Source organism: Micromonospora sp. NPDC048843 (assembly GCF_040649965.1).
Classification (GTDB): domain Bacteria; phylum Actinomycetota; class Actinomycetes; order Mycobacteriales; family Micromonosporaceae; genus Micromonospora; species Micromonospora hortensis.
In genome coordinates this window covers 1-6699 of the sequence record NZ_JBEZGJ010000272.1, presented here as the reverse complement: position 1 = coordinate 6699, position 6699 = coordinate 1, and the positions used below count along the sequence as shown (strand labels likewise).

The 6699-nt window shown below is 72.4% G+C and carries 1 protein-coding gene; it reads left to right on the top strand.

Annotated features, from left to right (window positions below; all coding sequences use genetic code 11):
• Nucleotides 1-173 precede the first annotated feature (173 nt).
• A complete protein-coding gene (locus tag AB0C20_RS34205) occupies nt 174-6698 on the top strand; it encodes a SpvB/TcaC N-terminal domain-containing protein (RefSeq protein ID WP_357569553.1) in 6525 nt (2174 codons plus the stop codon).
• Nucleotide 6699 lies beyond the last annotated feature (1 nt).

Sequence of the window (6699 nt, the reverse complement as noted above, 5' to 3'; positions counted from 1 at the left end):
CCTGGCCATGCTGCTGACGTACCACTGGTGGTCGCCGGTGCGGTTCTGCTCGACGTAGTTGATCCGCGCCTCGCGGCCGGTGATCTCCTCCGCGACCGCCGACCGACGCGACCGGCACCGGGCCGTCGTCGGCCGGTCGGGGCGCGACCGGGCCGGGACTCGGCGGACCGGCGATCAGCCTGCCCACCGGCGGCGGTGCGATCCGGGCCATCGGCGAGACGTTCGCCGCCCACCCGGTCACCGGGACCGGCGGCATGTCCGTGCCCATCCCGGTCAGCGGCGGCCGGTCCGGGTTCCAACCCGACCTGACGCTCAGCTACGACTCGGGCGCCGGGAACGGTCCGTTCGGCCTCGGCTGGCAACTGCCCGTGCCGGCCATCAGCCGGCGCACCGACCGCGGCCTGCCCCGCTACGACGACACCGACACCTTCCTGCTGTCCGGGGAGGACGACCTGATCCCGGTGCCCGGCGGCACACCGGTCGCCGGGCACACTGTGCAGCGGTTCCGGCCACGGACGGAGGGGGCGTTCGCCCGCATCGAGCGGTGGACCCGGGACTCCGACGGTGACGTGCACTGGCGCACCCTGTCCGGGTCGAACCTGCTGGCCGTGTACGGCCGTGACGTCGGCTCCCGCATCGGCCTGGGCGGGCGGGTGCACACCTGGCTGCTCTGCGAGACCCGCGACGATCGGGGCAACGCGGTCACCTACACCTACAAGGCCGAGGACGCCGCCGGCCTGGACCTGGACCGGCCGCACGAACGGCACCGCACCGACCGGAACGTCAACCGCTACCTCAAGTCGGTGCGGTACGGCAACACGGTGCCGCTGCTCGACCCCGACGGCCGACGCCCGGTGGACCTGACGCCGGCCCAGATCGCCGACGCCGGCTGGCTGTTCGAGGTGGTGCTCGACTACGGCGAGCACCACGCGGACACCCCGCTACCTGCTGACACCGGGGACTGGACCTGCCGGCCGGACCCGTTCTCGACCTACCGCGCGGGATTCGAGGTCCGCACCTACCGGCTGTGTCGCCGGATCCTGATGTTCCACAACTTCCCCGACGAGCCGGAGGTGGGCGCGGACTGCCTGGTCCGCGCGGTGGAGTTGGAATACGCCAGCGGGCCGGTGCTGTCCACCCTGGTCGAGGTGACCCAGCGCGGCTACGCCCCGGCCGCCGGCGGCGGGCACACCAACGCCGCGCTGCCCCCGGTGACCTTCGAATACACACCGGCCACCATCGCGGCGACCACCCGGGAACTCGAGCGCGGCAGCCTGGAGAACCTGCCGGCCGGCGTGGACGGACGGACCGATCTGTGGGTGGACCTGGACGGGGAAGGACTCGCCGGCGTGCTGACCGGGCACGAGGGTGCCCTCTACTACCGGCCGAACCTCGGCGCCGGCCGGATCGGCCCGGTCGCCGCGCTGCCCACGGTGCCGTCGCTGACCGACCTGGCCGGCGGACACCAGCAACTGGTCGACGTGAACGGTGACGGGCGGATCGAGCTGGTCCAGCTCGGCACCGTACCGGCGGGCTTCGTCCGCCGCACCGACGACGCCGGCTGGTCCGGCTTCCAGCCGTTCAGCGAGCTGCCCGCCGTCGACTGGGCCAGCCCCGACCTTCTGCTGCTGGACCTCACCGGGGACGGCCGTGCCGACCTGCTGATCGCCGGTGACACAGTGCTGGCCTGGCACGAGTCGCTGGCCGAGGCGGGGTACGGGCCGGCGCGACCCGCGCTCTGGCCCGCGGACGAGGACCGTGGGCCGCGGCTGCTGCGCTCCGATGACCGGCAGAGCATCTTCCTCGCCGACATGTCCGGCGACGGGCTCACCGACCTGGTCCGGGTCCGCGACGGTTCCGTCTGCTACTGGCCCAACGTCGGTTACGGACGATTCGGCGCCACTGTCGAGATGGACGACGCGCCGTGGTTCACCGGGCTGGACGAGTTCGACCCGGCCCGGGTGCTCCTCACCGACGTGGACGGCACCGGCGCGATGGACCTGTGCTACCTGGGCCGGCGCGAGATCCGGCTCTGGTACAACCAGTCCGGCAACGGCTGGTCGGCCCCCGCCGACCTGCCCGACCTGCCGCACGTCACGCCCGATTCGACTGTGACAGTGACCGACCTGCTGGGCACTGGCACCGGCTGCCTGGTGTGGTCGTCGCCGCTGCCCGGCGACGCCGCCGGCCCGGTGCGCTACCTGAACCTGGCCGCCGACGGCAAGCCGCACCTGCTCACCCGCGTGGTGAACAACCTGGGCGGCGAGACCACCATCCGGTACGCCGCTTCCACCGCCTTCCAGCTGGCCGACCGACGAGCCGGCCAGCCGTGGTTGACCAGGCTGCCGTTCGCGGTGCAGGTCGTCGAGCGGGTGGAACAGGTGGACCGGATCACCGGGACCCGGCTGGTCACCGGCTACCGCTACCACCACGGGCACTACGACGGCGTCGAGCGGGAGTTCGCCGGCTTCGGCATGGTCGAGCAGATCGACGGCGAGTCGTTCGTGGACCACGTGTTGGGCGTCGAGGCGGTCGACGGGCACCAGGACACCTCGCCCGAACTGTTCCAGCCACCGGTCACCACGAAGACCTGGTACCACACCGGCGCGCCTGTCGACCTGTCCACCGAGTGGTACGCCGGCCGACACCTGCCCACAGCGGAGCTGCCGGCCGGAGTCTCCGCCACGGAGCTGCGGGAGAGCCGGCGGGCGTTGCGGGGCCTGCCGCTCCGGCAGGAGGTGTACTCGTACGACGGCGGTGCCGCGCAGGAGCACCCGTACGGGGTGGTCGAGCAGACGTACCAGGTGCAGCGGCTGGACGCGCGGGTGTTCGTCGCCGTCGAGCGGGAGGCAGTCAGCCTCTCCTACGACCGGCAGCCGGACGAGCCCCGGATCAGCCACCGGCTCAACCTGGTCCTCGGCCCGTACGGCACCGTCGTCCAGGCCGCCGCGGTGGTCTACGGCCGCACCACGCCCGACCCCGAGCTGCCCGCCGAGGTGACCGCCGAACAGCGGCGTCGTCACGTCACGTACGGCGAGCAGCGGTACACCCCGGACATCGACGAGACGCTGCCGGTGCCGGCGTACCGGATCCGCGCCGCGTACGAGGCCCTCGGGCACGAACTCACCGGGCTGGCCCCGGCCGGCCCGCTGTTCACCCGCGACGAACTGCTCGCCGGTTTCGCCGCGGCCACCCCGATCGGGTACGAGGTGGTGGCCGACGAGGTCAGCGCGCAACGGCGGTTGCTGTCCCGGTCACAGGTGCGGTTCCGGGACAACGCGCTGACGCCGCTGCCGGCCGGGCAGTGGGACAGCCTGGGGCTGGGGCACCAGACGTACCAACTCGCCTTCACCCCGGCCGCGCTGGCCGCCGGTTACGGCACGGCGGTGACCGACGCGGACCTGGCCGCCGCCGGCTACGCGCACCTCGACGGCGGCCCGGACTGGTGGATACCGTCCGGCGAGCTGCGCTACCCCGCCGATCCGGCCGCGCACTTCTACCTGTCCGACGGGGCCCGGGACGCGCTGGGCATGGCGACGGCGGTCACCTTCGACGGCTACCACCTGCTCACCGAGCGGGTGACGATCGACCAGGCGGCCTGGTCGGTCACCACAGCTGTCAACAACTACCTGGTGCTCGGGCCGAGCCTCGTCACCGACCCGAACGGGCAGCGCCGCGCGGTGCGCTACGACGAGTTGGGCCGGGTGGTGGCCTCGGCGCTGCTCGGCCGGCCCGGCGCCGGGGACGGCGACACGCTCGACGATCCGACGTTGACGTTCACCTACGACCCGTTCAACTGGGTGGTCAACGGCCAGCCCGCGTACAGCCGGGGCCGGCACCGGGAACGACACGGCCCGACCAACCCGCGCTGGCTGGAGAGCTACGAGTACAGCACCGGCACCGGTGGTGTGGCGATCACCAAGTCGCGGGTGCATCCGGGCAGGGCCCTGGAGGTGGGTGAGGACGGGGTCGCCGTCGAGGTGGACGCCGACCCGCGCTGGGTCGGCACCGGCCGCACTGTGGTCAACAACAAGGGCAACCCGGTGAAGCGGTACCAGCCCTACTTCAGCACCACCCACGAGTACGAGGACGCCGCGGCGCTGCGCGAGATCGGCGCCACAGCGATCCGCTACTACGACCCGCTGGGCCGGGCCGTGCTGACCCGGTATCCGGACGGCACCCTCAGCCGGGTCGAGTCCACTGCCTGGTCGCATCGGCTGTCCGATGCCAACGACACGGTGCTCGACAGCCAGTGGTACGCCGAGCGGGGCAGCCCCGCCGTGTCCGATCCGGAACCGGCCGACCCGGCCACCCGCGCCGCGTGGCTCGCCGCCAAGCACGCCGACACGCCCTCCGTGATCCACTTCGACAGCCTCGGCCGGGCCGTCTACACGGTGGCCGACCGGGGTGCCGGCCAGCGGTTCGGCGTACGCACCAGCGGAGACCTCACCGGCCGGTCCTCGGACGGGTACGACGCGCTGGGCCGGCACATCGCCACCGCGGCCACCGCCATGCACGGCGCGGGAGTGCGGTCGTGGAGCGCGGAGAAGGGCGAGCGGTGGGTGTTCCAGGACGTGCTCGGCGGGGTGCGCCGGATCTGGGACGAACACGGCCGGACCTTCCGCACCACGTACGACGCCCTGCACCGGCCCGTCGGCCTGTACGTCAGCGAGTCCGCCGGCGCGGAACGCTGCGTGCAGTACGTGGTCTTCGGCGACCGGCATCCGGACGCGGCGACGCTGGGCCTGCACGGCGTGCCGTACCTGGTGTTCGACCCGGCGGGCCAGGTGCGGGTGCCCGAGGTGGACTTCAAGGGCAACCCGCGCCGCGCCGAACGGAGACTCGCCACCGACCACGTCGACGGCCCGGACTGGTCGCCGGTGGCCGCCGCGCCCGACCACGCCGCGCTGCTGACCGCCGCGGCGCCACTGCTGGAGAGCGAGGTGTTCGGCACTGCCGCCGAGTACGACGCGGTGAACCGCCCGACAGTTGTCACCCTGCCCGACGCCACCGAGCTACGACCGACCTACCTCGAGGGCGGCATGCTGGGCCGGCTCACCGCGCGGCTGCGCGGCCAGGGCGCGGAGGTGGAGTTCCTGTCCGAGCAGGACTACGACGCGCTGGGTCGGCGGCGGTTCGCCCGGCACGGCAACGGGCTGGTCACCGAGTACTTCTACGACCCGATGACGTTCCGGCTGGAACGTCTGCTCACCGCCGGGGTGCGCGACCTGCGCTACACATACGACCCGGTGGGCAACCTCACCCGGGTGGCCGAGCCGGGTGCGCCCACCTTCTTCGGCAACGCGGCGGTGCCCACCGCCAGTGACTACGAGTACGACCCGCTCTACCAGTTGGTCCGGGCGAGTGGGCGGGAGTTGGCCGGGGCGCCGAACGACGCGATCCGTGACCACACCGACGTGCCGCCGGCCGGAAGCCTTACCGATGCCGGAGCGGTACGTGCCTACACCGAGGAGTACGAGTACGACCCGCTGGGCAACCTCACAGTGCTCCGGCACCGGTTCCGGACGCAGGCCGGCGTAGGCGCCGGCTGGACCCGGCACCACCGGTACGCGTACCAGGACGACCCGGCCGACGCCACGAACCGGCTGGCCGCCACGAGCCTGCCCGGCGACGCCGACGGTGGCCCCTACTCGGCCCTGTACGCGCACGACGCCGTCGGCAACCTGACCGTCATGCCGCACCTGCCGGCCCTGGAGTGGAACGTCCACGACCAACTCCGCCGGGTCGACCTCGGCGGCGGTGGCGAGGCCCGGTTCGTCTACGCCGCGAGCGGGCAGCGGCTGCGCAAGGTCGTGGACCGGCCGGGCAGCGTTCAACTTGAATGGATCTTCCTGGGTGCGGTCACCGTGTTCCGCCGACGCAACAGGGTCACCGGCACCCTCCAGCACGAACGGTGGACCACCACGATCGCCGACGACACCGGCCCGGTCGCCCAGGTGGACGTCAAGACCGTCGACGTCGGCGGCTTCGACCCGGCCAACCCCCTCGGCGTACCGCTGATCCGCTACCAGCTCACCAACCACCTCGGTTCGGCCGTGCTGGAAACCGACGAGGCCGGGGCGGTGATCTCCTACGAGGAGTACCACCCGTACGGCACTACCGCGTACCGCTACGGCCGCCCGGGCGCCGACCTCAGCCTGAAGCGGTACCGCTTCGGCGGGCACGAAATGGACGACGAAACCGGCTTCTGCTACGCCGGGGCCCGGTACTACGTGCCGTGGCTGGGACGGTGGGCGAGCAGCGACCCGGGCGGCTTCGCCGACGGGGGCAACCTGTTCCGGTACTGCCGCAACAACCCGGTGGGAATGGTCGACCCGTCCGGGTTCAAGCCCACCACTGTCAAGGGGCCGGAAACCCACGACATCTCCATCACGGAGTCCCACTTCACCGGGTCCGAGAACCCCACAGTGGAGGACTTCCGCCGCTACCTCAGCAGCCACGGCGCAACCCTCGACCCGCGAATCAACAACAAGAACTCGGTCATCTACTACCAGGCAAACGTCACCCTCAACCTGGAGGGCGGCAACTGGTCCGAGCACCCGGGCGGCACCTGGGTGCTGCACGCCGTACTGCCGCCGCCGGCACCGCCGAAGCCGAAGCCGGCGCCGCCTCCGCCGCCACCGGAGCCGCCACCGGCCGAGCACGACCAGGCTCCCCGCCAGCAAGCCGCTGGCTAGG